This window comes from Gammaproteobacteria bacterium (assembly GCA_029882975.1).
GTDB lineage: Bacteria > Pseudomonadota > Gammaproteobacteria > SZUA-152 > SZUA-152 > JAJDNG01.
This window is the reverse complement of sequence record JAOUJW010000010.1, coordinates 24,583-48,424: the sequence shown is the minus strand read 5'-3', so window position 1 is coordinate 48,424 and position 23,842 is coordinate 24,583. Positions and strand designations below refer to the sequence as shown.

General features: G+C 47.8%; 21 protein-coding genes. 9 read left to right on the top strand and 12 right to left on the bottom strand.

The genetic code is table 11. The annotated features are described in order from the left end of the window. The first annotated feature begins 26 nt into the window (after positions 1-26). Positions 27-578: an NlpC/P60 family protein gene (locus OEY58_09315; protein MDH5325645.1), complete on the top strand. Its 552-nt coding sequence runs from the start codon at positions 27-29 to the stop codon at positions 576-578. 148 nt (positions 579-726) lie between these two features. Beyond that, positions 727-3,384, top strand: coding sequence for an EAL domain-containing protein (locus OEY58_09310; protein MDH5325644.1), 2,658 nt, complete (start codon positions 727-729; stop codon positions 3,382-3,384). Positions 3,385-3,399: 15 nt separating this feature from the next. On the opposite strand, the gene OEY58_09305 is transcribed toward OEY58_09310, so the two are convergent. Both OEY58_09305 and orn read right to left on the bottom strand, forming a co-directional pair. Then, entirely contained in the window at positions 3,400-4,308 is a 909-nt protein-coding gene (locus OEY58_09305; protein MDH5325643.1) for a DMT family transporter, read from the bottom strand. 373 nt (positions 4,309-4,681) lie between these two features. Beyond that, positions 4,682-5,227 carry an oligoribonuclease gene (gene orn, locus OEY58_09300; GenBank protein ID MDH5325642.1) on the bottom strand — a complete coding sequence of 182 codons (546 nt, stop codon included), beginning with the start codon at positions 5,225-5,227 and terminating at the stop codon, positions 4,682-4,684. 251 nt (positions 5,228-5,478) lie between these two features. Here orn and OEY58_09295 point away from each other — a divergent pair, with 251 nt between their 5' ends. The 4 genes from OEY58_09295 to OEY58_09280 all read left to right on the top strand — a co-directional run bounded on the left by OEY58_09295 (position 5,479) and on the right by OEY58_09280 (position 8,078). Beyond that, positions 5,479-5,772, top strand: coding sequence for a hypothetical protein (locus OEY58_09295; GenBank protein ID MDH5325641.1), 294 nt, complete (start codon positions 5,479-5,481; stop codon positions 5,770-5,772). Between the two features lie 2 nt (positions 5,773-5,774). After that, on the top strand, positions 5,775-6,125 hold the full coding sequence (locus OEY58_09290) for a 4a-hydroxytetrahydrobiopterin dehydratase (GenBank protein ID MDH5325640.1): 351 nt from the start codon (positions 5,775-5,777) through the stop codon (positions 6,123-6,125). A gap of 29 nt (positions 6,126-6,154) precedes the next feature. Continuing rightward, positions 6,155-7,168 (top strand): small ribosomal subunit biogenesis GTPase RsgA, encoded by a 1,014-nt coding sequence (gene rsgA / locus OEY58_09285; GenBank protein ID MDH5325639.1) that lies wholly within the window; start codon positions 6,155-6,157, stop codon positions 7,166-7,168. A 190-nt stretch (positions 7,169-7,358) separates the two neighbouring features. Next, on the top strand, positions 7,359-8,078 hold the full coding sequence (locus OEY58_09280) for a hypothetical protein (GenBank protein ID MDH5325638.1): 720 nt from the start codon (positions 7,359-7,361) through the stop codon (positions 8,076-8,078). A gap of 87 nt (positions 8,079-8,165) precedes the next feature. On the opposite strand, the gene OEY58_09275 is transcribed toward OEY58_09280, so the two are convergent. The 8 genes from OEY58_09275 to OEY58_09240 all read right to left on the bottom strand — a co-directional run bounded on the left by OEY58_09275 (position 8,166) and on the right by OEY58_09240 (position 17,083). Then, positions 8,166-8,495, bottom strand: a complete 330-nt coding sequence (locus OEY58_09275) for a hypothetical protein (GenBank protein ID MDH5325637.1) — start codon at positions 8,493-8,495, stop codon at positions 8,166-8,168. 155 nt (positions 8,496-8,650) lie between these two features. Continuing rightward, positions 8,651-9,862, bottom strand: coding sequence for a pentapeptide repeat-containing protein (locus OEY58_09270; protein ID MDH5325636.1), 1,212 nt, complete (start codon positions 9,860-9,862; stop codon positions 8,651-8,653). A gap of 8 nt (positions 9,863-9,870) precedes the next feature. Further along, complete coding sequence (gene tsaB, locus OEY58_09265; GenBank protein ID MDH5325635.1) at positions 9,871-10,533, bottom strand: tRNA (adenosine(37)-N6)-threonylcarbamoyltransferase complex dimerization subunit type 1 TsaB; 663 nt, start codon at positions 10,531-10,533, stop codon at positions 9,871-9,873. 7 nt (positions 10,534-10,540) lie between these two features. After that, positions 10,541-12,508, bottom strand: coding sequence for an ATP-dependent DNA helicase (locus tag OEY58_09260; protein ID MDH5325634.1), 1,968 nt, complete (start codon positions 12,506-12,508; stop codon positions 10,541-10,543). Between the two features lie 66 nt (positions 12,509-12,574). Continuing rightward, positions 12,575-13,081 (bottom strand): hypothetical protein, encoded by a 507-nt coding sequence (locus OEY58_09255; protein ID MDH5325633.1) that lies wholly within the window; start codon positions 13,079-13,081, stop codon positions 12,575-12,577. A 44-nt stretch (positions 13,082-13,125) separates the two neighbouring features. Further along, a complete protein-coding gene (locus OEY58_09250; GenBank protein MDH5325632.1) occupies positions 13,126-13,629 on the bottom strand; it encodes a tetratricopeptide repeat protein in 504 nt (167 codons plus the stop codon). Further along, entirely contained in the window at positions 13,626-15,893 is a 2,268-nt protein-coding gene (gene mrcB, locus OEY58_09245; GenBank protein MDH5325631.1) for a penicillin-binding protein 1B, read from the bottom strand. The genes OEY58_09250 and mrcB overlap by 4 nt, the downstream gene beginning before the upstream one ends. Positions 15,894-15,898: 5 nt before the next feature. Next, positions 15,899-17,083, bottom strand: coding sequence for a PQQ-dependent sugar dehydrogenase (locus tag OEY58_09240; GenBank protein ID MDH5325630.1), 1,185 nt, complete (start codon positions 17,081-17,083; stop codon positions 15,899-15,901). A gap of 123 nt (positions 17,084-17,206) precedes the next feature. Between OEY58_09240 and OEY58_09235 the strand changes: the two genes are divergently transcribed. Together OEY58_09235 and OEY58_09230 are read left to right on the top strand one after the other, a co-directional pair. Next, on the top strand, positions 17,207-18,061 hold the full coding sequence (locus OEY58_09235) for a hypothetical protein (GenBank protein ID MDH5325629.1): 855 nt from the start codon (positions 17,207-17,209) through the stop codon (positions 18,059-18,061). A 27-nt stretch (positions 18,062-18,088) separates the two neighbouring features. Next, positions 18,089-18,904 (top strand): class I SAM-dependent methyltransferase, encoded by an 816-nt coding sequence (locus OEY58_09230; protein ID MDH5325628.1) that lies wholly within the window; start codon positions 18,089-18,091, stop codon positions 18,902-18,904. Positions 18,905-18,908: 4 nt separating this feature from the next. On the opposite strand, the gene OEY58_09225 is transcribed toward OEY58_09230, so the two are convergent. Then, positions 18,909-19,268: a hypothetical protein gene (locus tag OEY58_09225; protein MDH5325627.1), complete on the bottom strand. Its 360-nt coding sequence runs from the start codon at positions 19,266-19,268 to the stop codon at positions 18,909-18,911. A 482-nt stretch (positions 19,269-19,750) separates the two neighbouring features. On the opposite strand from OEY58_09225, the gene OEY58_09220 reads away from it, so the two are divergent. Continuing rightward, a complete protein-coding gene (locus OEY58_09220) occupies positions 19,751-21,265 on the top strand; it encodes a peroxidase (GenBank protein MDH5325626.1) in 1,515 nt (504 codons plus the stop codon). 27 nt (positions 21,266-21,292) lie between these two features. Here OEY58_09220 and OEY58_09215 read toward each other — a convergent pair whose 3' ends face one another. Beyond that, the gene (locus OEY58_09215) at positions 21,293-23,728 is read right to left on the bottom strand and encodes a PAS domain-containing sensor histidine kinase (protein ID MDH5325625.1); all 2,436 of its coding nucleotides are present in this window, start codon (positions 23,726-23,728) and stop codon (positions 21,293-21,295) included. Between the last annotated feature and the right edge of the window lie 114 nt (positions 23,729-23,842).

Sequence of the window (23,842 nt, the reverse complement as noted above, 5' to 3'; positions counted from 1 at the left end):
TCCCGCTGTAGACGATACAGTTTCTGATGCAAACTGTAAAAAAAGCCGTGAGAATGATGATGAAACCCAAATACATCAAAAATATCAAACACATATCTTTTATTACTGTACTGATCAGTGCGGCATTTTGGCTCAGCGCCTGCGGGAGTCAGCCGCCGCGGGTTTTGGCACCTAGCGCCGGTGCGAATCCAATCCCGGACAAGTCACAAAACCAAGTCTTACACAAACTCAATACCGTCTATGCCTCTTGGGAAGGCGTACCCTATAAATACGGTGGTAATGACAAACGCGGTATCGACTGCTCCGGCTTTATTCACGCCGCATTGAAAACCGCATTAGGCCTGGATGTCCCCCGTTCGACCCAATTGCTGGCACAAAGTGGTAAACAAATCTCAGACAAGGAACTGCGCGCGGGTGATTTGGTATTTTTCAAGACCAGTAAAAAAGACCGTCACGCGGGCATTTACCTGGCGGATGGGCGCTTTATGCATGCATCAACTTCACGCGGTGTGATGATTTCACAGCTGCAAAACCCGTACTGGCGTGACGCTTACTGGAAATCCCGCCGCATACTATAACCCTCCTTTGTGTACGCCTTTGGCAAACCTGAAGTTAACCTTAACGGCTCAAATTAGACGTTAAGTTAGACATAAGTTGCGACGATAAAACGTCTAAGACACAGTCTTGCAACCTTTTTCTTGTTCTTTAAATTTTTAGTGGTTCAGCATGAAGCGATTAATCCTCAGCCTCAGTTTGCTCGCAGTATCCCTATCCTTACAGGCCGCTGTGCAAACCACTGTGGATACCGGTCACGGTCACACATTGGAACAAGCGGCTTTCGCCCTTGTGAGCCTGTTTCTGATTAGCCTGTTGATTTATACAGCATTTCTTTTACGCCAAATACGATCCAATAGAACCGAACTGGAAAGAACCGCAGCACAATGGACTTATGCCATGGACTTTCTGGAAGACCCCATGTATCTGGTGGACCTCAACGATATTGTCCTTCGTGCCAATAAAGCATTCTACCGCCAAGTTGGTAAACCTGAAGCAGAAGTGCTGGGTAAAGATGTGAAAACCCTGATCCACTTAAAACCGGAAAAAATCCCATGCCCCGGTTGCCAGGCCCGCCTGGATCGGCGTGATGCTTTTTTTACCAAAGAAGTGGACGATCCCACTAACCCCATTGGAAAACCCATCGAAGTGACTATTCGCGTGGTCAGAGATGAATCGGGAGAACCCACCAGTATTCTTTGTGGAATCCGGGATCTATCGCATTTGCGTCATACCGAAAATGCACTGCGTGATAACCGTAAAAAACTCAATCACGCACAACGCATTGCTCGCATGAGCAGTTGGACCTGGGATTTGCGTTCTGATCTGATCAGCGGATCGGACCCGTTTTACGAAATGTTTGGGATTGACCCAAGTGATCATGTTTCGATGGATAGCTTTATCCAAGGCATACCCACGGCAGAACAACAGCAGTTTAAACAAGCCATAGCCAAAGCCGTTGAATACAAAACCGCATTAAGTATTGACCACCCCATTATCACGGAGCAAAACAAAATCCACATCATCCACCAGGAAGGTGAAATTCAGTTCGATAGCAATGGCTCAGTCATTGGTCTCTCGGCAACGGCGCAGGATGTTACTCGGCAAAAACAGACGGAATCGGAACTGATTGAGGCGAAAGAACGTGCCCAGGTAACCTTGGCCGCGATTGGTGACGCTGTACTGACGGTCAGTCCGGATGGTGTGATCGAATATGTCAATGCAGCGGCAGAATCACTTATTGGGCTAAACAACGCAGAACTCTGTGGTAAGGATTACCACAATCGTATAAGCCTTGAAAATCAGGTGACTCGCTTACGTATCAAAGACCCCATAGAACGATGCCTGGCCGGAAATGGGCATACCGTGGTTGAAAAAAGTTGTGTTTTGGTCGCCCGAGACGGCTCGGAGTATATTATTGATGTTACCGCAGCGCCCATTCGACATTTTGACAACCAAATAATGGGTTGTGTGCTGGTTTTGCATGACGTTACTCAAATGCACAACCTCACGCGCATGTTAAACCATCAGGCCACTCACGACCCCCTCACCGGCTTGATCAATCGACGTGAATTTGATGTGCGTTTGCGCCGTGCCCTGGACAATGCCCGGGTAGATGATTTGGAACACAGCTTGGTTTACATTGACTTGGATAATTTTAAAATTATCAATGACAATTGCGGTCATTTGGCCGGCGACGAACTATTGAAGCAGTTCACGATGCTTGTCCATGAAAAACTCCGGAATAATGATACATTTGCCCGCCTGGGTGGTGATGAATTTGCCATATTGCTGCATGGATGCCCGGAAAGCAAAGCAATGGACATCGTGACTTCGACTCTGGAAGCATTGAAACAGTACAAATTTCAGTGGAGTCACAACCGTTTTGACATTGGTGCCAGTTTCGGCCTTACCGCCATCAGAGCCTCCAGCAACAATTCCAACGAAGTCCTCAATGAAGCCGATTCCGCCTGCTATCTGGCAAAACGCTTGGGGCGCAATCGCATCCAGGTTTATGATCAACATAACTTTCTACTGTTGCAACACCGCGGCGAAATGCAATGGGTGCAAAAGATCAATCAGGCGTTGGAGAAAAACCGCTTTCGGCTCTATTGTCAGAAAATCATGTCATTGACGCAGGAAAGTGAGCATGGGTTTTATGAGTTTCTTCTGCGTCTGAGTGACGATTCCGGGAAAATTATCGGACCCGGCGAGTTCATACCGGCTGCCGAACGCTTTCAACTGATGCCCCTGATCGACCGTTGGGTGGTGAAAAATGTATTTCAATTTATCGCTATGAATGGCTTAGTCAACTCGGATTTTAAATGCGCCATCAATCTGTCTGCACAATCCATTTGCGATCGCGAGTTTGTTGCGTACATTATCGAACAATTACATCACTGGAATTTACAAGCGTGGCAAATTTGTTTTGAAATTACCGAAACTGCTGCCATAGACAATCTGGTGGATGCCGAACATTTTATATTCCAGTTGCGCGACTTGGGTTTTGAATTCTCCTTGGATGATTTCGGCAGTGGCATGAGTTCTTTTGCCTACCTCAAACAGCTCAAGGTAGATTATCTGAAAATAGACGGCATGTTCATAAAAGAGATTTGCAAGAACCAAGTTGACCGTACTATGGTATCCTCCATTCACGCAGTTGCTGATTTGATGGGCATTCAAACCATCGCGGAATTTGTAGAAGACAAGGAAACGACCCTGTGCCTGAAGGAACTGGGCATCAGTTACGCCCAGGGCCATGCCATCAACAAACCGCAACCGGTTGACACTCTCACGACAACCCAGGTGAAACACAACTTTTCCGCCTAAGCCGCTACAGCACCGTTACGAACTCTTGGAGAACACGTCCACCAGCCGGTGTGCCTGCTCACCCCACTGGTACACACTGATCGCCAGAATAATACAGGCGGCCCCCAGCCATACACTGAGCAAAACCGGTTCATCATTTAGTAAATGCCCAATAAGCAAGGCTAGCACGGGGGTCACCAAAGTGATTAAGGCCACTTTGTTAGCCTCTATATTTTTAAGCACATAAAAATACAAAGAAAAACCAATGACTGTTCCGAACACGCCCAAGTACATCAAAGCAGCTCCGGTTTTCAACGCAGCTGTACTGGCCAAATAATCCATGTGCAGGGAACCGTCAACAATCCACCAAGTGAGCAAATACAAGGGCACCGCAAACAGCAGACCGCCGGCCGTGATGCTTAAGGCCGGTAGTTGGGCATCGATGTTTTTCATCCATACCGCACTACCCGCATGCAGAAAAACCGCCATCAAGATACCGCACACTCCTTTCCATACATCGTTACTCAAACTTATATCGGACTGGAAAATAATGAACAAGCCGGTAATCCCCAACAAGGCTCCCAGTAACTTCGTGACACCAAAGGACTCCTTCAAAATCAATGCCGCCAAAACACCGGTGACCACCGGTGTTAATCCAAATACGGTTGCCACCAACCCAGAGGGAATGTATTGTGCGCCCCAATAAACACACAGCATGGCGCCATAGATGCCTGAACCCGCCGCCACATAGGTCCAACGGGCCTGACGCTGCCAGGATAGTTTTTTGTTGATCAGCACCAGCAGACTCAGGCAGAAAACCATCCCAATCAACATACGGCCTGCGGCACCAAATACAAATCCCCAACCCTGACTGCTCCATTGAATGGCTAAGGGTGTTGTGGACCAAATTATAATCACCCCCAAATAGGCGGCAGGAACAGACATATCAGTATCCTCATGTTTTAAGGCTGGTTTTCCGGTCTGCATGTTTAAAACCATGCGTTGAAACCGGGTAAAAAAAAAGGCCGTGGATCTTTCGGTCCGCGGCCTTTTTGAAATTCATTGTTCACTGCAGTTAATGCTTCATGATTTCCTCACGCCACGCGAGCGGGCTCCACAGAATACGGCGGATCCGATTCGCTTTCTTAGTCAGCATAAGGGTGCTCAGAAATCTCATGGGCTAAGTGTGCGCTGAGTCTTTGAAACTGTCAAGTGGGAACAGTAAGAATCAAACAAGTTTTGCTCTGTTGCAAGGTTCAGGCGTATCTTTTACATTTTTACTCAGCCGCATCGATGCGGCAACTTGCAAAAATCGTGTTTACACTTTAATAAAGTTTTTGCGATAGTGCTGCAATTCTTCGATAGAATCGCGAATATCATCCAATGCCAGATGCGCACCTTTTTTGGTCAATGTTTTGGCGACATCGGGAGCCCAGCGACTGACCAACTCTTTCAAGGTGCTCACATCCAAATTACGATAATGAAAATACGCCTCCAGTTCGGGCATACAGCGCGCCAGAAAACGTCGGTCCTGACAAATGCTGTTACCGCACATAGGCGATTTACCTTTATCAATATGCTCACTCAGAAAAGCGATGGTTTGTGCCTCGGCTTCCGCCTCGTCAATAGCGCTGGTTTTAACCCGGTCAATCAGACCCGATTTACTGTGTTGGCGGGTGTTCCATTCATCCATGCCACCGAGTATGGCATCACTCTGATGAATGGCCAAAACCGGTCCTTCCGCCAGGATGTTGAGTTCACTGTCTGTAACAATGGTCGCAATTTCGATAATACTGTCCATTTGGGTATCCAGACCCGTCATTTCCAGGTCGATCCAAATGAGATTACTGTCCTGTTTCGCCATGCTTACCTCTGTTTGATATTAGACACTTTTGTTACAGACCCATTTACGGCACGTCACTGACTAACTATAGTAACAAAGTGAATAAAAACATTCAGTGTTTTGGAAAATCGAGTATTATATCAGGCACCATGCCTAAAACTATAGATCCCAAACTATTGACAACAAACCCCTTACTGCGCAATGGGAAACCTGCGATTATCAGGAGTTTCAAGTTGGCGTTATTGGTTAGGAGCTATCAGGAGTAACCACAGATGAAACACCGATATACCTTAATAAGTTTTGCTGTAATTCTCATCGTTTGGGCCGGTGGCACAGCAGCAGCCGGTGACACTCCGGATGGGGAAAAATTGTATCAGGAACATTGTATGGGTTGTCATGATACACGTATCCATAATCGTCCCAATCGTATCGTCCACGTTTATTCAGACCTCGCAAACAGAGTGAAATTCTGTGATGCACAGGTACAGTCCGGATTCAACGCCGCGCAATTAGCCGCTGTGACCGATTATCTGAACAAACAGTTTTATAAATTCATCAAGGATTGAGCATGAGTGAAACCCAAGTTTGTGATCTGACCCAAAAAAACTGTAAACCCTGCGAAGGCGGTGTGAAACCGCTGGACAGCACCGAGATCGACAACTTAATGCCACAAATTCCTGAGTGGGAATTTATCGCGGATAAACAGGAAATCCAACGGACCTTTAAATTCAAGAATTACTATCAGACCATGGCATTCGTCAATGCGGTGGCATGGATGGCTCACCAGCAGGACCATCACCCGGACTTGGAAGTCAGTTACAATCGCTGTCTGGTCCGTTACAGCACCCATGCCATTGGCGGTTTATCAGACAACGACTTTATTTGTGCAGCTAAAGTGGATGCACTATTACAGGCATAAGGCGACGGCATGTACAGGCTTTCGGTAGTATGAGTTCTAAAACCCCCGGCAGACGCGAACGCTGGCGACAAAAACAAGTAGAGCAGGACAAAGCCCGACGTGATGCCCGGGTACAGGAAAAAACCGAACAAATACTCAATAGCAGTGAATTGGGGCCGCAACAAACCGGCCTTATTGTAGCTCACTATGGCGCCAATTTTGATGTAGTGGACCAGGAACATAAACACCACCACTGCCTCAGTCGGAAGAACCTGCCTAAACTGGTGTGCGGCGACCGTGTCTTCTGGCAATCCAGCGGCCAGGACGTGGGCGTTATCACCGCTTTGCAGGAACGCCACACACTGCTGGCGCGACCGGCATACAATAAACAACTCAAGCCCATCGCCGCCAATGTGGATTTGATTGTGGTAGTGGCGGCACCGGTTCCCGAGTTTGACCTGGATCTGATTAATCGCTATCTCATTGCCGCTCGCTTAACCGACATTGAACCACTGCTTCTGTTTAACAAAATCGATCTTCTGAACCCATCGGAACAAGAGCATCTGCGCCAGGAACTGGCGCTGTACGTTGACATTGGTTATGACGTCTGTTTCGTCAGCACCAAACAAAAAGACGGCTTACAGGCCTTATGGGAAAGCTTGGCGGATAAAACCAGTATATTCGTCGGTCAATCGGGAGTGGGCAAATCGTCCTTGATCCAAACCCTATTACCGGATAATGATATACGCATTGGTGATTTATCTGTCGCCTCCGGATTGGGTAAACACACCACCTCCGTTACCCGCTTGTATCAATTACCCAGTGGTGGCTCCATCATAGATTCTCCCGGAATTCGCGAATTTGGCCTGGGCCATGTGGCACAGGACCGCATCAGCCTGGGCTTTATTGATTTCGAATCGTTTCTAGGACAGTGCAAATTTAACAACTGCACCCATCTTAATGAACCCGGTTGCGCTATCATGAATGCGGTGGACTGCGGGAAAATTCATAAGCAGCGCTATCAAAGCTATCGCCGAATTGTACAATCATTAAGCAAACGCTAAGACCCAGTTCTCAGTTTTTACAATTCCCCCCGGTTGATCCTCACTAAATAAAGCTGCCGGCCGATAGAAATCTTAAGCGAAATAGACTGTTGGGCATCGCTCTTGCAAATACGGTCTATACTAAACGTTACATTTCATACTCACGACATTGGCACAAACGAGTGCCGACTGAATAGGTAAGGAAAATCGCATGAAAAAATTACTGCCGATTGCTCTGTCATTCGCTTTTGTGTCATCGCCCTGCTTTGCCGGTAAAAGCACTATAGATTTGGCTGCAAACTTAGGTTTAATGGATCAAGCATTATTTCAGGACCTGGTTGAGGAGTTGGGTGCAGCCTTAAGTTATAAAGCCGTGGCTCCGGCGGAATCCATGGGGTTGTTAGGTATTGATGTGGCCATTGAATTTTCGCAAACCGAAATGGGTACTCAGGGTTTAAAACGTGCCACCGGTAATCAATTTGGTACCAACTTATACCTGGCCAAAGTCCATGCCCATAAAGGCCTGCCGTTTGGCCTGGATGTGGGTGCTTCATTGACCAAAGATCCCAGCGGTAATGTGCAAAACATGGGGGCAGAACTGCGATTTGAGCTGCTTGAAGGCGGTACCTTGATGCCGGCACTGGGCCTGCGTGGGACCTACTCTGTACTTAGCGGTGTGGATCATCTGGATCTGAGCTCTATGGGACTGGAAATCGCCATTTCCAAGGGCTTTCTCATGGCCACGCCGTTTGCCGGTGTGGGTAAAGTGCGCATCACCGGAGATTCTGATCTGTTTGCCAAGGAAACCGTTGATTTAACCAAAGTGTTTGTAGGTTTGAACTTCAATATGGGCCTGTTTAACCTGGCTGCGGAAATTGATAAAACCGGTGAAAATACCACCAGTACGGCAAAATTCGGATTTCGCTTCTAAGGTAATAAACAAAGAGCAAAAAAAAGCGCGCCTCGGCGCGCTTTTTTATTGAGTTTTTTATCGTCTTATTGAGTTAGTTCAAACGGCTCAAACGTACTCATCCACTCCCAGGGCCGTCGTGAACTGCATGCGTTCCTCGGCATATTGGGTGCTTTGGTAAGCGGATATGGCATTTTTGGCCTGTAAAGCCATCTCGCCTCCCAGGCGCTGGAACTGAGCACGATCCTGGGTATATTCCATTTGAGCCGTTTGCACATAGGCTTGGGTTCTTGTTCTTTGTTGGGAGCTTTGGGCGCGCGCCTGGGGTTTTTCCTGACCATAACCCACGGCAGCCGGCTGATTTACCCGACTGACGGCTAACTTGTGGGGACGGGAAGGAAAGTTTCTCCCGCCAATACCTGAAAATTCTGCACTCATCAACGTTATTCTAATGGAATGGGATATTGTTACATTATTATTAACATTCTACCTTTGTATCGGCCGTAATGTTAAAACATTGCAAACTTTAACTGCAAAAAATGCTATCCCTGTCACATTATCTCCGAGGTTATTGCGTTCAACCGTTTTTGCCGCTATCTCCAATCCTCTACGGAAAGCAGGGCCTTTTCCAAATTTATAGCCCTGTCCAGACCAATACTCTGGTTCATGTTTTTGGCGCCCTGAAGATTGGCTCCTTCAAGATTCGCACCACTTATGGTAGCCCGGGTAAACTCCACCCGACGCATGTCCGCTCCACGCAAATCCGCACTCAATAACACACAAAACCAGAAATTGGCCTTATACAAATCTGCATCTCTCAATTTGGCATGACTGAGATTACTGTTGGAAAAGTCGACTTCTCTCAAGTTGGCTTCGTTCAGAACGGACCATTCAAAATGGGCGTGTTTGGCACTGACACCTTGCATATTGCTCTTGCTCAAATCCGCTTCGAAAAAATTAGCCTCATCCACTGTGGCTCCCCGCATTTTTGCATGACGCAAATTGGCCTCGGTAAAGTTAGAAGCAAATACATTAGCCCCTCGCAAATCCACACGCTCCATATTGGCCCGAACCATAGTGGCATTGTACATGTGGGCCTGACGCATATCAGCTCCCACCAAAATCGCCTGACTCAATTTAGCCCGAGACAAATCGGCACTATTGAAAACCACCCCTCTGAGGTCGGTACCTTCCAGGTTAGTCCCTACCAGAATGGCGTTACTCAAATCGGATTTATGAAAATTGATACCGCGTAAATCCAAGTTGGAAAGATTACTCTCACCCAAAAAGACCTGGGTCATACTGACTTCACGCAAGTTAGCACCGGCCAAATTTATGTTTCTCAGGGTAGTTCTGTCCAGTTTAGCGCCCTGCAAATTGGCACCGCTTAAATCCGCTCCATCCAATACAGCCCCGGTTAAGTCCGCCCCACTCAGATTGGCGTTTTTCAAATTCACTCCGGCCAAACCGGCAGAGACTAATCTGGCATTGGTGAGATTCGCTGCTTCCAGATTGGCATATTCCAAATTGCTGCGTTCCAGAGTAGTACCCACTAAGTAGGATTGGGACAAATTGGCCTTACGCAATTGTATAAATGACAAGTCCAATTCAGACATGCTCTTACCGCTCAGGTCCACGTGTTCGGGTAATGCGGCTGAAGCAATCGAATCGGTGATGTCATTCTTGCTAAGCGGCGTGCCGAAACGACTTTGTTTCAAGGCATTTCCGCCGCAACCCAACTGAATAATACTCCCGATCAACAACAGCGCTATTGTTTTCCACGCTGGTTTCTTGCTCAATGGCATGATAATACTCACTTTCGTTGCGGTTTCGCGACTTGGTCACGTATATACACGGGTAATGCAGCTGCCGCATCTACCGTATGGCCTAAACGCACTTGGCCTATCGCCAGGGCAGCCACACTGGCTGCTCGAGGAAAAGCTTCAACCCAGAACTCAGTACCGGTTCGTGCTTGTAATTCATGCGAATAGCTTTGCCAGCCGGAACCTATGCCGAACCAATCCCGGTGCTCAGGCGGTAACGGCAGTTTCCCCGCAGGGCAAACACCCTCTTCGCTCAATGCCGTGGCACTGTCCTCCCCACAATGGTAGTAAGCGTAATAAACTTCCTCCATTCGAGCATCAATAGCCGCAATCACGTGAGTCCGGCCGCTGCCATGAGCCAGTGCTGCAAGAGAGGAAACCGGTACCACCGGTAAATCTGTAGCATATGCCATGCCTTGAATAATGCCTGTAGCAATACGCACGCCCACAAAAGAGCCGGGGCCGCGACCAAATGCCACTGCATCCAGCTGAGGCAAACGGATTTGGGCCTCAGCCAATAGCGCCTCACACATCCCCAAAACAAGCTGAGAATGTTCCCGCGGAGCCAATCGGTATTGCTCCAAAATTTCACCGTCAAGGTACAAAGCAGCCGAACAGGCTTCCGTTGACGTATCCAAGGCCAGTATTTTCATGATAACGCTAAGACTCCTGTGGATTTTCAGATTGTTCAGCAACGGTTTGCCGGGTTTTGCAATACTGAAAAAATCGCTCCAGCCGCTCCAGTTTGCGGGTTTTGGTCATGGCAGGCAGGCTGTCTAAGAACACGCGACCGTAACTTTTACTGATCATCCGCGGATCACATATAACCAGAGCACCGGTATCGCTTTGATCCCGAATCAAGCGCCCTACGCCTTGTTTTAAACCTATAACCGCACGGGGCAATTGAATTTCCATGAAAGGATTACGTCCTTGTTGCTGCAAGGTGTCAATTCGGGCCTGTAATACGGGGTCGTCCGGCGCAGCAAAGGGTAATTTATCAATGATAACACATGACAAAGCCTCACCTTTGACGTCCACACCTTCCCAAAAACTGGAGGTACCAATAAGCACAGCGTTTCCTTGGCGTCGAAAGGAATGCAACAACTCTCCCCGCGATTGTTCCCCTTGCACCAGTAAAGGGTAATCAATATCTTTCAGCTGCGCTGCAATCTGGTTCAAGGCTCTGTAGCTGGTCACTAGAATGAAAGCCCGACCTTGACTATACCCAATCACTTGGCGAGCCAGACAGGCCACTGCATCCAGGTGCTGCGGTGTATTGGGTTCGGGAAGTTCCTCGGGAATATACAGCAAAGCCTGTCGGGTAAAATCAAAAGGACTTTCCCAACTATGTACCTGTGATGATTCCAACCCCAGCGCTTGCTGAAAATGGCTGAAATTTCCGGCTACAGATAGCGTGGCCGAGGTAAAAATCCAGGCACCCGGCTGGCTTTGCATGTAGGCACTAAACTGTTCTGCCACCCGGGTCGGTGTTTTGTGCAGCGTAAAACTGCTTTGATGGGTTTCACACCACACCACTTCGTCGCTTGGATTTTCTTGCTCGGATTGAAACTGACTCAAGCCATACAGTAATTCCTGTGCCCGGCGGCGGCAATTATCAATGCCGCCACTGCGCACCGAGGCTTCCTTTAAGCAGTCTTCCAGCGCTTCGCAATGAAACAATAGCTGTTCAAAACACTCCTGGACTTCCTCATTCTGTTTCTGGGTCCAGGCAATACGCTGCCCCACATCTCCCAGACTGAGACGCAAATCTTTCACGGACTTATCTACCGCATCACAAATGTCATGAATCTCCGCGACATCGGCTGCTTCCTCTAACATTTCCGCCCGAGTGTCTTTGGTTAACTCCAGCAGTTGGCGACCACTGACATTACTGCCAAAAAACCGACTCGCTGTTTCCGGCAAATGATGGGCTTCGTCAAAAATAAACGCATTGGCACCCGGCAATACTTCGCCGAACCCCTCGTCTCGCAAAGCCATATCTGCAAAAAATAAATGATGATTAACCACGACCAAGTCCGCATCCTGCGCGCTGCGACGTGCCTTAGCCACAAAGCAGTCACTTAAATTGGGGCAGTCGGAGCCTAGACAATTATCAACGTTGGAGGTCACTAAGGGCCACACCGCCGCATCTTCAGGTACCCCACTGACCTCGGCTATGTCTCCGCGGACGGTTCGAGGCAACCACTGGGATATGGCTTTAAAATCCTGCAATTGTTGTAAACTCAGACGGCCCTGGCGCTGTTGCTGATCGTAACGATAATGACACAGGTAGTTGGCGCGACCTTTCAACAGCGCGGTTTTCACCCCAACCCCTAATGCTTTTTTCACTAAAGGTAAGTCACGATAATAGAGTTGATCCTGCAAATTGCGAGTGCCGGTAGAAATGATCACTTTGTACTCACCAGACTGGGCTTTCAACAAGGCGGGAACCAGATAGGCAAAAGTTTTGCCGGTCCCGGTACCCGCTTCGGCGACTAGAGTACCGTGAGTTTCCAGAATCTCATTGATGAGTTGGGCCATTTCCTGTTGTGCAGGCCGAGCTGCAAAATCGGATTGGCAGTTGGCAAACGGCCCTTGCGAACCCAGCAAATCATGTACGGATACCATAGCGTCGGGTTGATTTTCCGGCAAAACCGCTATTTTACACGGAAATGTACTGGAAAGTTTAGAAACTCAGGCAGACTTAACGGATTTTTCTGTGTCTTCGCCGCTGATCGCATCACAACTCCACACCAGGCTACCGATTTTCATAAAACGAGCGACAGACAGAGCACCGCGATTACGGCGTTTCGCACTACTGCTTTTCACCGCGTCTTCGATTTCAGCGCGATCAGCCTCATAAATTTGCAGGGGTTCATAGTTATCGTTCATCAGAATCAGCATGACAGAGTCCCAGTCCTGCTCCAGTTTGATTTGTCCCACGCGCTGATTGGGCTTGGGTTGACCGGATATTGAACGGCCTTTGATTTGGATTTTCTTACCCAGGCGGGTACCGGACCCGATAGCATCGAAACCGGTAGACTCACTGGCATCCACAACCGGCTGCAGATTCATCAGCCTGACTACATCATGGACGGCGATTTCATTGCTGATACCCAGGGGCTTACCGGTTGCCTGGCGATATTGCGTTGCCAACTTTCGCGCCTGCTGCATCAGTTTATCTACGTCATACACATCCATGAATATTTTCCTATATAAAACACGTAGTTACATGTAATTCTACCTTAGCGCCCTTGCAACATATTGACCTGGTTAATTATGGTTTGATTTTGGGTTTTTAACAAACGGTCATTGGGTGCCAATGCAGTGGATTTAGACGCTAAACTTCGGGCCATATCCAATTTCCCCTGTTGTAAGCGCAATAAAGCCAAGCGATACCACAACTGGGCATTGCGCGGCTCAATGCGCAAAGCCCGCTCCAGTACGGCGGCAGCGCGCTCAGAATTTCCCGCCCGTTCCTCGGTTTTTGCCTGGCTCAGTAAAGCCAGAACCGTACCACTGGTGGGGTTGGAAGAAATCTCCGGAGCCAAATCCACGTTTTGCTCCTGTCCTTCGTCTACACGGTAAAAAGGGTCTATGCTCACTCCCTCATCATCCACTCGAATGCCGTCATTTAAACCTGTGGTGCCATGCTCTGTGGTGGCTGTCATGGTACATGCTTGCAAACCAACCAAGGTAAGCCCAAGCAGAGAAATTCCTAGGGATTTAAAACATTTTTTCCGATTCATTGCTGTTCCTGCTGCTGTGATGCGGCCAGTGTTTCCTGGTCACGTGTTTCTTTGACCCTGTCACAGTCGGTAAATTCCTCGTTCACCGTATCTTTTATAAACGGTAAGCGTACAGTATGCCCACATCCACCCGATATGTATTCCACGTTTTCGGGGACTGTATGGATAGGTGACTCGGTATTAATGGACTTAAAAATATCGGCCCATACCCGCAGAGCACCCTGAGACCCGGTTAACCCGGCCGGCTGATTGTCATCCATCCCCATCCAGACCACTCCCAGCTTGTCTCCGGTAAAGCCAACAAACCAACTATCGCGCAAATCATTACTGGTGCCCGTTTTTGAGGCAATACTCACAGACTCCCTCACATATTTATAGACTGCCCTTCCGGTTCCTGCACGGGTGGTGTATTGCATGATGGAATTGAGCAAATAAACCGGCTGGGGTTCCAAAACTTTCTCCACAGACCAGGGATAACGTTGCAGTGGATTGCCTTTTGCAGTCAACACTTCACGTATTGCGCGCACCGGTGTTCGAAAACCGCCGGAGGCCAGTGTATGGTACATCTGCACCACTTCAATAGGCGATAAGGCCGCAGCCCCTAACAGCAGGGATGGATAATTGGGTAAGTCTCTTTGTACTCCCATCTTGTTCATGGTTTTGATGATATTAGGTATACCCAAATCCAAACCCAGGCGAGCCGTAGACAAATTGTATGAATGGGATAAAGCTTGATACACAGGCACCCAACCGTGAGTTTTCTTGTCAAAATTTTGCGGTTCCCAATAAGTACCGCCCCCCATATCCAGCTTCATTGGCCCATCATCCAACAAGGTGCCGGGGTTATATTTTTGCGATTGACTCAGCGCGGTCAAAAATACCGCGGGTTTTACCAGTGAACCTATAGGACGCACGGCATCCAAAGCTCGGTTAAAACCGGCAAACTGTGGGTTGCGCCCCCCTACGACCGCCAATACCTCACCACCATCCACACTAACGATCACACTGGCCGCCTGCAAACGGGAACCGGGAAGATCCTTCCATTTACCCAGTATTTCCGTTCGATGGGACAGAGCTTTTTCAGTTTCGAATTGAATCAAGGGGTCCAATGTGGTGAATATTTGCAGACCTTCAGAGTTAAGATCGGTCTCTTTATAGTCGCGCCGCAGTTGTCTGCGCACCAAATCCATAAATGCGGGATAGGAGGTAATATTACTCTTAGCCAGGGATACCACGTCCAACGGAAATTCTTTGGCCTCTTCGGCTGTGTCAGCACCAATAATTCCGCGTTGCATCATCAGATCCAAAACCAGATCACGGCGGGCCAGTGCCCGCTTTTCCTGCCTGCGGGGTGAGTAATAAGACGGCCCTTTGACCATAGCCACCATCAACGCTAACTGGTCCGGCCGTAATAAATGCAATGGCTTCTCAAAATAAAAATAGCTGGCCAGACCAAAACCGTGAATAGAACGACGTCCATCCTGCCCCAAAAATATTTCGTTGGCGTAGGCCTCGAGAATTTCGTCCTTGTCGTAATGTATTTCCAGTAACAAGGACATAATGGCCTCGTTAATTTTGCGAACCAGGGAACGCTCACTGCTCAAAAAAAAGTTTTTCACCAATTGTTGGGTTAATGTACTGCCGCCTTGGACCGTTGCACCGGCACGAATATTGGCCCACAACGCCCGCGCAATCCCTTTGGGAGAAATACCTAAATGACTATAAAAATCCCGGTCTTCCACCGCAATTAGTGTCTGCACTAAGACATCAGGCAATTCCTCGCGTTTGAGCAAAACGCGATCTTCTGTGTGGCTGGGGTAAATTCGACCGATAATACCGGGATCCAATCGGGCAATAGGTAAATCCAAACCCGAATTGGCGTTGTACAGACTTTCCAACTGGTTACGCCCAAAATTCAGACGCAGAGGCAAAGAAGGTTCACTGCCATCCCAAAAGGTGAATGCTCGCGTAATTACCCGAAAGTGATTGCCATTACGAAAATAACTGCCCGGCGCATCAGGGTTCATCGACGGACGATAAGCCAAAACCTTCAACTCAGTTTCAAACTGATCCGCATTTAAACTTACCTTGGGATACAATTCTAATGGCCGGGCATATACTTTAGCGGGAATCGCCCAGCGTTTACCTTCAAATTGAGTCCGGATCTGGAAATCCAGATAAGCGACATACATCACACCAACAACAAACGATAAACCAAATAATATCAATATCTTACGTTTGTGTTCCCGTAGCAGATTCAACATCCGGATTATTTAACCTCAATTTTATAAATCACGCCGTTATAGGCAATTACGTATAATTCGCCCTGTGTGTCTTCAGCAAAAGAGGCAATATTCAAATCGGTTTGCAACATCACTTGAGGTCCTCCATTCGCTGAGGGCGCATATTGGGATTTTTCTTTAGAATTCAAAGCCCAAATCGTGCCACTGCAAAAATCGCCAAAAATATACCATCCTTGCAAGGATGCAATTTCTTCGCCGCGATAGACATAACCACCGGTTATAGAACAACCAAATTTGTGGTTATACTCCCAAATCGGGGCCTGAAAACTGGGGCTTGCACAGTTTTCGTCCTTATAACACTGGTTCCCCTCCAATACATTCCAACCGTAGTTCCCCCCTTTGATGAGCCGATTGACTTCCTCCCAATGATTTTGTCCCACATCAGCAACCCAGAGATCACCGTTACTTTTATCGAAACTCCAACGCCAGGGATTACGCAAACCCCAAGCATAAATTTCCGGTCGTGCAACTTTGGAATTGGCAAAGGGATTATCCTTGGGAATGGTATAAGGTAATTGCCGCACATCCAGTCTGAGCATAGCTCCCAGCAATGTAGAAGTATTCTGCCCATGTCCCCTGGGGTCCCCCCCGGAACCGCCGTCCCCCAGTCCCAGCATCAAATAGCCGTCAGGTGAAAACCCGATTTGACCACCATTGTGATTGGAATAGGGTTGATCAACTTGCAGAATAATCTCTTCCCTATCCTTGTCCGCACTGACACTGTCGGAGGCAAGCCTGGATACGATGGAAACCAATTTGAAGTTATTATCAGACCCCGTATAAGATACATAGATATAACCGTTGTCATTAAACTTGGGGTCAAATGCCATGCCCAATAATCCGCTCTCATTGTAACTGGCATTTACTCGGTCCGTAATATCCAGATACAGGCTTTTTACATAGACATTGGCATCGTTTCGAGCCAAACGAACAATACGCCCCGGCTTTTCTACTACATACCAAACATCAAACTGCCCCGGATCCGGCAGTAAAGCCACGGGTTGTTCAAATCCGTCGAACACCTTTACCAATTTTAGGTGCAGCGATTCTCCATTAATTTGCAAATGCACCGTGCCTTTATCAAAGCAGGCAGCCAACGAAGCTACGCACACAGCCGCCACCACGACCAATCCAACCCTACTCCATTTCATCAGATAATCTCCGGTAATCCAGGGAAGTTCTGATTAATTCCTGGCTGAGGTATGACCTCGATTGTACAATTCGTGATACACTCAATTCGTTCAAACAAAACTACCATATGAGTTTCCCCCATTATGAATTCACGTTTTGAAGCACTAAGACAAATGGAATCTTTTACTGAAAGCATGTTCAACCGCATTATTGCCTTTCAGGAAAAACAACATCCGGCCTGGGATTCTACCCTTTCATTTGATCAACGCATCAAAGGGCTGCCGCTGCACTATCTCATTTTCAGTGCCCACGATCGAGATCCGCAACTGTATGGACCAACAATTGCGCATTATTATCCTTTACGAGAAGAAATTCAAAAAATTGCTTATTATTGGCAACAAACCGGTGCCAAGCGGCTGGCGGATTTTTATTGTGGCAATGGATTCATGGGGAGTTTAATTGCACGCGAGGGTGTAAACACCTTGGGCCTGTCACAATACACGGCCAAACCCAATCAAATAGAACGTTTCCACGATAGCGATTGCTATGAATTCAGTTCCAACACCTTGGAACAATCCCAATGTGATGCCGTGTTTGTGGCTTGGCCACCCGCAGATATCAACCCTACACCACATATTGTTACCGCGCGACCCAAATTGCTTATTTATGTTTATACGGATCATTGCCATCCTGAAACCAAACAACGTCAATGCGGTGCCAGTGATATGTTTGACCTACTGTCAGAACAGTATGTATTGTTGGATCAGTGGAGTATCACCCGACCGGAAAACCTGCTGCATGAAATTTGGCCGGATATGACGCCCAACCCGGAAGAACAACGCCATACCCGAATTTATGTTTTGCCACAGTTTCAGGATATCCCTCTCCCCACTGAACTGCCCGCCAAAACGGAGTACCCCTGGGAAACAGACCACAATATGGCCATGTTGGCTTTGGAAGCCAAACGCCAACTGCAAACACAAGGCATTTTGGCATAGCAATACACTATTAACTATCCCGCGATTGTGACTGACACACCTGACTTAGCCGCAGTTGAGCTTTTCATAACAGAAGAAGCTCTTGAACCTCAAGCACAGGTTCTGGCAAAGGAATGGCAACTATCCTATGGAGGCTGTCAAGCAGAGCACTCCGGGATTCCCGCCTTATGGCTGGTAGCAGATGCAGATACCGACTATCGTTTGGAACTCAGCCATAGCATCCAAGACGCCAAACCGCTGTGGGTCAACTTTAACTCGGGTCGCACCGCGTATCGTGTCAAACACGGCGGCGGCCGACACCAAGCCATCGCCAAAGCCATTGGTATTAAGGCGGACCTCAAGCCTCATGTCATTGACGCCACCGCCGGACTGGGGCGCGATGGGTTTATACTGGCAAAATTGGGCTGCCGGGTCGACTATGTGGAACGTTCTGCAATCACAGCTCTTTTGCTGCAGGATGGTTTGCGCCGAGCACTAATGGAGGCTGACTTGAGCTGGGTGCAACAACGCATCACACTGCATTGCCGGGATAGTATTGCCTACCTCCGGGAGCATTCGGCCGACGTGGTCTACATGGACCCCATGTATCCCGAGAAAACCAAAAGTGCACTGGTAAAAAAAGAGATGCGTATCCTGCGCACTTTAGTGGGTAAAGACACGGATTCCGCCGAACTGCTTAACGTGGCTCTAACCCGCGCACGAAAACGGGTGGTTGTAAAACGCCCCAAAGGTGCGGCCCCCATCACCGCGGCGCCATTCAGGCCCAGCCATTGTATAGAAACCAAATCTACTCGCTACGATGTGTATATGATTCACGCCGATAATAATCGACATAAACCATAACAACTTATTTCAAACGCACTTCGTAGCGTTGCTTAGCCCAGCCATGCACTTTGTCATGAGCCTCGACAAACACGGATTTCATTCCCGAGGGTATTATCACTTCCGGCAAGCCTCGGGTGAAAGGCTGCTCATCCACATGGGGATGATATAGTGTGCGCGTCCCCAACTCCTTGCCATCGGCCGTTACTATCCGCCAGGCATCCGCATAGTGGTTCCAGCCCTCATCATCATGCTTTAGGGTCACATTGAAATGCCAACCTGACGCCCGCTTCATAGCCTGTACTTTGACAATTTTAACTTCACCCGCTGTCACCGATGCGCTTAATAAAGCCAAAATAACGGTAACTATCGGCATTTTCCACATAAATTTCTCCAACGCGATTAACTCTTGTGCACACTGTACCGCAGCGGCTCCATTGAATCAAACCCTAATCAAACCCTAATCAAACCCTAAAGCAGGGCTGCGATGCGGGGTATCTGAGCCGGCATCACTCCATCGTCGGCGCCAAACCCAATATCCGACTCAACCATGCACCTCTTCTTATTCGGTAGCCTTGTTTTCCGACACTGGAGGCCTATAAATAATTTTTGCATCCACAAATGTAAATTATATTAAAGATCTTGACTACTGTACCGATTTTAGTGGGACTTGCAAATTCGGCAAGTGTGTTCTGACACAAACTGACTTCACGGTAATATCCACCCGGACTGTCTGAACCGGCTCCGGAAGAGCCCCAAGTATGATTCGTGCTTATTGTACGCCGCTCATAATGTGCATTACGCCAGGAACTGACTTTTTGCTTCATGTCTACGGCGCTTCAGACTCCTCCACCAGATGAGGAGAACATGATGCACAAAACTGATTATCGAACCTACGACGGAACCCTGAACAACCTTGAGAACCGGTGGTTGGGTAGCAGCTATTCGCAATTTTTTCGTCTGGGATATGCTGATTATGCAGACCGCATAGCACAACCGGCCGTGCGCGGTGAAACAAACCCCAACCCGCGTTTGATCAGTAATCGAGTTTGCAGAGAAAACTATATTAAATTCAATGCCAACGGTCTGACCGACTATATTTGGGCCTGGGGACAATTTCTACACCATGAAATCGAATGCACCGGAATCTCGAATTCAGAACATTGGAATATTCCGGTATTGCGCGGAGACCCAAAATTTCCACATGGCGGCCTGATAGAATTTGTACGCTCCGGTTTTGACCAAAATACGGGCAGCAGTCCTGAAAATCCCAGAGAACAACTCAATCTGGTTTCGTCTTTTATTGATGGTTCCAACATTTACGGATCGAACGACACCCATGCCCGCTACCTACGATGCCATGAAGGGAATGGAAAACTACTCACATCCAGCCACAAACATGGCATGTTGTTGCCTTTAGAGAGAAGCCGCAAGCAAGCATCTCGTTTTATTACCGGCGACCATCGCGCCAATCAAAATGCCATACTTAGCAGTTTACACACCCTATTTGTTTTGGAACATAACCGCCTATGTGACGAACTGCATATCCTCTACCCGGGCATACGCGGACAAGACGAACAACTTTATCAGCTGTCCCGGGCAATGGTCGTTGGCATGATGCAGCGGATAAGTTATGAGGAATTTTTACCTATCCTGCTTGGCAGGGATGCTCTGCCGGACTACCAGGGTTATTGCGCCGAAACGATCCCCACGATAAGTAACTTTTTTACCTCCGCTTGTTTTCGAGTGGCCCATAGCATGTTCTCCAGCATGATTCCATTGGGAAACAACGGCCACACCATCGCCTTGGGAAAGTTATATTACAATTCGCAAATACTGGTTGAAAATGGCATAGAACCCATATTATCCGGCCTCTATCAGCAAACGATGCGTGAAGTAGACGGTCAGTTGGTTGACGATGCCAGAAATTATATGCTCACGGGAATGGGTGACGAAAAACTCATCGACCTCGCCGCCTTAAATATACAAAGAGGTAGAGATTTTGGTTTGCCGGACTTTAACAGTTGTCGCAAGATAATGGGACTGACGCCCCATGAGGACTTTCAGTCCTTAAGCTCTAATACCTGGTTATCCAACCAGCTGGAAAAGCTCTATGGAACCATCGATTCGGTTGACCCATGGATTGGCTCATTAGTGGAAGATCACATTGATGGTGCCAATGTTGGTGAATTTACCCATAAAGTTCTTGTAGACCAGTTTCAGCGACTTCGGGACGGTGACCGTTTTTGGCACCAGGTCGACCCCATATTTTCGGAAAAACCGGAGCTGCTGTGGATAGTTCAAAACACCCGCTTGGCGGATGTCATCCGCCGAAATACCGGCTTGCAGCACATCCCGGACACGCTGTTCGTAAGACGCTGAGGTCAAGGTTCGATGAGGTTAACGATACTACAGAGCCGGCTCCATAACCGAGCCATCACCATAAACGGGTGTTTGCAGGCAGTCTTTCAATAATACAGTGAAACAACTGCCTTCACCTACCCGGCTGGTTATTGAAATATGGCCATTAAGCATTTGAGTAAATTTTTGCGAAATCGCCAACCCAAGCCCCGTACCCTCGTGCATGCGACTATCGCCGCTATCTCCTTGCTGGAAAGCGTCAAATATCAACGAGAGATGTTTCTCAGGTATTCCAATACCGGTATCCTTCACTTCGATGACCAGGTCCTTATTTCGAGTTTTACAGGAAACACTCACTCCACCCTGCTCAGTAAACTTCAATGCATTGCTCAACAGATTCAATAAAATTTGATATAGTTTTTGCCTATCGCTGCGGATTTCAATAATTTCCTGCCGCGATTCAGTTTGTAAATCCAAACCCTTTTCCACATACAAAACTTTTACCTGCTCCATGGTGTCATCTAACAACTCCCAGACGTTGAATCGAGACCATTCTACCTGACTCTTACCCGCCTCAATTTTAGATAGATCCAGTATATTGTTGATGAGTTCCAAAAGATGGCGGGCACTGTCATCCACCATTTTCAGTTGCTTGTTCTGGATTTCGTTAGTGGGACCGGCCATGCCGGAGCGAATAATTCCGGTAAATCCAATAATCGAATTTAGCGGGGTACGTAACTCATGACTCATATTAGATAGAAAATCCGATTTCGCCATATTGGCTTTTTCTGCGTCGTTTATCGCGATCAACAATCTCTCTTCGTTGTTTTTGCGCTCGGAAATATTGCTCAGCGTGCCTATGACACGCTGCGGTGTACCGTCAATGTTTCGTAAAATCACCTTACCACGACTCAGGACCCATAAATAATCACCATTTTTACAACGAAGTCGGTGTTCACTTTCGTAATAATCTGTTTCACCGCATAAATGCTTCTCAAATGCTTCCAGAGCAGTGGATTTGTCCTCCGGGTGCAAGCGCGATTGCCATTGCTGCATATCATTACCTATGCCATTCTTGGCATAACCTAACATGCGCTTCCACTGAGTGGAATAAAACACCTGATCGTTGACAATATCCCAATCCCAGACACCATCACCCGTACCTTCGAGGGCAAAACGCCAACGCTCCTGGCTTTCACGCAGCTCCCGGGTACGGTGTTTGACCTCCTCCTCCAAATCGCTATTCATAGTTTGCAGCTGGGTAAAACTTTGACTCAACTTTGAGGCCATATCCGTCAATGTGTTGCTTAGGTGTACATGTTCGTAAATTTTACCTGCGGGAATGTTGGGTTTTTCTCCGGCAAAGATTTTATCCGACATGTAGTGACCGGCAGCGGCCAATTTGCTCAGCGGCTGACTAAGCCAACGGCTCAAAGCTCGAGCCAATGCTGTGCCTGCAAAGGTCAACACCGCGAGTAAGGAAAATAGACTTAATCGCCCTTGCTCTAACTTTCGTACCAGGGGTACAGCTGAGTGTTCCAAAACCAAGCGTTGTTCGGTATTAACCGCAACACGAATAGTGTATCGCCCCTGCTTCCACCGCTGCATCTCGGGCATTTCACCGCCCGGCAACCAAATACTCAAACCGTTTTCCAATATTTCTACATCACCTTGTTCCCGCCCAAGACTAAACAAAGCACCTTGGCTCGCCAACACAGCATCGTCGGGTCCAAGCAAACCCACCGCCAGGCTTGAGTCGTGCTTGGGAATACTTATCCGTAAACGATCAGCTTCGGTAAGATTAGGGGATTGATCCTCTAAATTAGCCGCTATGGTGTTTGCCTGCCAATAGAGTTTGTCCGCCAAAAATCGCTCCTGCACTATCCGCTGTTGATAACTCTCGTATAATATGGGAGAAAAACCTGCTGCCAATACGGTCATTAGTAAAACTTGAAACAATAGTACAGATAATGTGGCCGGTGGTAACTTCCACTGACGCCCTTTGTCTGAAAGTTGTAGAGATAGAAAAATCAGACCTGCAATGATCGCATTAAAAACGCCATTTAAGGACTGTTTCAGGGCAATCAGCAGCGTCGATTCCCAACTCATCGCCAAAACCTGGCCATAACACACCAACACCAAAGGAACTCCCAACAATAACCAATAGGCCACATCTACCAACACCAGATTTCTATGGCCCCGCTGATAAAACCAGCCAACACACAGGGCCTCTGCGGTAAAAATGATCATGGCATATGGGTGTCCCCACAGAAACAAGGTGTACATTCCACCTGCCAATGCCGCCACGGTGGCATGACCGGTTCCGAACAGGGCAATACTCAACATCACTGCAATGGAACCGAAGATAAAATCCACGCCATAAAACAACGGCAAGTTCAGGACATTTCCCAAAACAGCCAGACTCGCCGGGATAATCAGATACAGAACAGAAAACCGATTGGCTGATTGCATCAATGCATTCACAAGACAATCCAATGTTGGAGTTATTGGATTGTATATAGACTAAAACCGGGGAAAGGTAAATTAGTGTGTATAAAATGAAACAATTTGTGAGTGGAATTGCTTAACAAGCCAAAA

Bases quoted from the DNA above. Each gene is read 5' to 3' on its own strand.
- OEY58_09270 (MDH5325636.1), bottom strand. From the start codon at position 9,862: ATGCCATTGAGCAAGAAACCAGCGTGGAAAACAATAGCGCTGTTGTTG.
- OEY58_09225 (MDH5325627.1), bottom strand. From the start codon at position 19,268: ATGTGGAAAATGCCGATAGTTACCGTTATTTTGGCTTTATTAAGCGCA.
- OEY58_09290 (MDH5325640.1), top strand. From the start codon at position 5,775: ATGAGTGAAACCCAAGTTTGTGATCTGACCCAAAAAAACTGTAAACCC.
- OEY58_09260 (MDH5325634.1), bottom strand. From the start codon at position 12,508: ATGGTATCCGTACATGATTTGCTGGGTTCGCAAGGGCCGTTTGCCAAC.
- OEY58_09305 (MDH5325643.1), bottom strand. From the start codon at position 4,308: ATGTCTGTTCCTGCCGCCTATTTGGGGGTGATTATAATTTGGTCCACA.
- OEY58_09250 (MDH5325632.1), bottom strand. From the start codon at position 13,629: ATGAATCGGAAAAAATGTTTTAAATCCCTAGGAATTTCTCTGCTTGGG.
- OEY58_09240 (MDH5325630.1), bottom strand. From the start codon at position 17,083: ATGAAATGGAGTAGGGTTGGATTGGTCGTGGTGGCGGCTGTGTGCGTA.
- OEY58_09275 (MDH5325637.1), bottom strand. From the start codon at position 8,495: ATGAGTGCAGAATTTTCAGGTATTGGCGGGAGAAACTTTCCTTCCCGT.
- OEY58_09280 (MDH5325638.1), top strand. From the start codon at position 7,359: ATGAAAAAATTACTGCCGATTGCTCTGTCATTCGCTTTTGTGTCATCG.
- OEY58_09310 (MDH5325644.1), top strand. From the start codon at position 727: ATGAAGCGATTAATCCTCAGCCTCAGTTTGCTCGCAGTATCCCTATCC.
- orn (MDH5325642.1), bottom strand. From the start codon at position 5,227: ATGGCGAAACAGGACAGTAATCTCATTTGGATCGACCTGGAAATGACG.
- OEY58_09295 (MDH5325641.1), top strand. From the start codon at position 5,479: ATGAAACACCGATATACCTTAATAAGTTTTGCTGTAATTCTCATCGTT.
- OEY58_09220 (MDH5325626.1), top strand. From the start codon at position 19,751: ATGATGCACAAAACTGATTATCGAACCTACGACGGAACCCTGAACAAC.
- mrcB (MDH5325631.1), bottom strand. From the start codon at position 15,893: ATGTTGAATCTGCTACGGGAACACAAACGTAAGATATTGATATTATTT.
- OEY58_09255 (MDH5325633.1), bottom strand. From the start codon at position 13,081: ATGGATGTGTATGACGTAGATAAACTGATGCAGCAGGCGCGAAAGTTG.
- OEY58_09235 (MDH5325629.1), top strand. From the start codon at position 17,207: ATGAATTCACGTTTTGAAGCACTAAGACAAATGGAATCTTTTACTGAA.
- rsgA (MDH5325639.1), top strand. From the start codon at position 6,155: ATGAGTTCTAAAACCCCCGGCAGACGCGAACGCTGGCGACAAAAACAA.
- tsaB (MDH5325635.1), bottom strand. From the start codon at position 10,533: ATGAAAATACTGGCCTTGGATACGTCAACGGAAGCCTGTTCGGCTGCT.
- OEY58_09315 (MDH5325645.1), top strand. From the start codon at position 27: ATGCAAACTGTAAAAAAAGCCGTGAGAATGATGATGAAACCCAAATAC.